The organism is Halopenitus persicus (genome assembly GCF_900107205.1).
GTDB classification, from domain to species: domain Archaea; phylum Halobacteriota; class Halobacteria; order Halobacteriales; family Haloferacaceae; genus Halopenitus; species Halopenitus persicus.
The window spans coordinates 1-1,660 of record NZ_FNPC01000026.1; the positions used below are offsets into that span (position 1 = coordinate 1).

Annotated in this window: 2 protein-coding genes and 1 pseudogene; 1 reads left to right on the forward strand and 2 read right to left on the reverse strand. The window is 61.1% G+C overall.

Going from position 1 to position 1,660, the window contains the following annotated elements:
• Both BLV25_RS16580 and BLV25_RS17620 read right to left on the reverse strand, forming a co-directional pair.
• A pseudogene (locus BLV25_RS16580) lies at positions 1-272 on the reverse strand (hypothetical protein); the annotation flags it as partial.
• Positions 269-847 carry a hypothetical protein gene (locus tag BLV25_RS17620; RefSeq protein WP_176819540.1) on the reverse strand — a complete coding sequence of 193 codons (579 nt, stop codon included), beginning with the start codon at positions 845-847 and terminating at the stop codon, positions 269-271. The gene BLV25_RS17620 and the pseudogene BLV25_RS16580, both read right to left, overlap by 4 nt.
• Before the next feature lie 229 nt (positions 848-1,076).
• Here BLV25_RS17620 and BLV25_RS16590 point away from each other — a divergent pair, with 229 nt between their 5' ends.
• Positions 1,077-1,298: a hypothetical protein gene (locus BLV25_RS16590; RefSeq protein ID WP_092735464.1), complete on the forward strand. Its 222-nt coding sequence runs from the start codon at positions 1,077-1,079 to the stop codon at positions 1,296-1,298.
• Positions 1,299-1,660: the final 362 nt, after the last annotated feature.

Sequence of the window (1,660 nt, forward strand, 5' to 3'; positions counted from 1 at the left end):
TCCGGCGAGAGATTCTTTGTTTCAATATACAGCTCGTGTAGTGCTCGAGGAGTCACCCGAACCAAAACCTTCTCGCGATCGTCGGGATCCCGTCGCTCCGGCGTATAGGTTAACACCCAGTCGTCTCCCGGCTCGCCGTCGGTCGCGGGACCGAGTGAAATACTCCTCGCGAGGTCATCCGGGATATAGTGCCAGGTGTTCGATCGAAACCGGCCAAAGTGTCCGCTCGGTCGCGGATCCTCGGGATCGACGGCGTCGGTGTCCTCGGTCATAGCCCCAGCTCGTCGCGAACGCTCTCGTCGCCCGTATAGGCCCATTCCCCATATCCGCCCTTTTCGATCCCAGGGACGTCCTCGAGGTACCGACTTAGCGCGTTCCACATCGTCCGCGCGGATCCCCACTCGTCGGTGTAACCCGTGTATATCTCATCCTGGAGCTCGCCCGTTTTCGTCGTTCCGTGCTCCCGAAGGTACCGAAACACGTCGACGATCGCCGAGCGGCCGTGTTCCGTCTTTGGCGGCGTGTCCGTCGTCTCGAGATACTGGCGGACGTCCTCGGCGAGGTCCTCGCTCTCGTCGCGTGTGCACCCGCTCTCGGCGTTCGTGGTATCCGCCGGTGTCTCGGCCGCGGGTTCGACGGCGTCGGCTCTCGCGTCCTCCTCGCCCGCTCTCCAGTATATCACCGTCCGACCGGTCTTTCGCTTATCCACCTCGCCCCGGTCGTATAGGCGCGTGAGTTTTTGCCGAGCCGCTTCGGTCGTACACCCGAGTCGATCGGAAACGTCACTCGAGGTTACCACCGGTCCCCGTATCTCGTCGAATACGTCCCGGACGTCCTCGAGGGTCACCGTTTCGACGAACGTACCCGCCTCGGTTCGTTTTCGTTCCGGCATACCTCGGTATTGACGTCCGGATCCCTTAGTCCTATTGGTGGAACCCAATAGGTTAACCTAATGGGAAATACTTATTACCTTTTGGCTACTACCAATAGGTAGAGACAAACCGGTTCCTCGGGGCGTTTTGAAAGCGCCCGCGTGCTGGAACACGCGAGCCGGGTTGTCTCGGGAGAGAAAACCCATGTCTGCATACGATACCCGAGCCGAAGGGCGTACCGGTTCCGAACACACGATCGTCGTCGAGGAGGGTCCCCGGTGGAAAGGCCCCTTCGCCGAATACGACAAGTACGGGGAGCCGACCGGCGCCGAATACGTCCGGTGTACCGGGTGCGGGGTCGAGGTTCTCGAGGGCGATACCCGTCACGCCACCCACCGGGACGGGTGCGACGGTCCCGAGGAGTAACCCCAGTCGCTTCTTTTTGCTTTTCCGGTCCACCGTCGCGAGCGCGCGCGTAGCCCGTGCGGAATTCTCCCGTCGGTGGGTTTCGTTCCGGTCTTAACCAACACGGTCGGCGTCTCTTAACCAACACGCGAGCCGGTCGGTCCCGTAATGGTTCCTTTTCTCGACACCTTCCGTCGACGATCCGCGTCAGACATACATCCGGTCGGTTAGATAAACGATCGAACACGGGCGAGGGCGGCGGGGTCGACGTCCACCGTCGCGACGGGAGTAGGGTCACAGATACGGACCAACGTTGTTATCCGAACTTGTGGAACCGTCGACAGCATATCGATGGTGTAACTCGTCGCGGGTGTCGGGTTCGG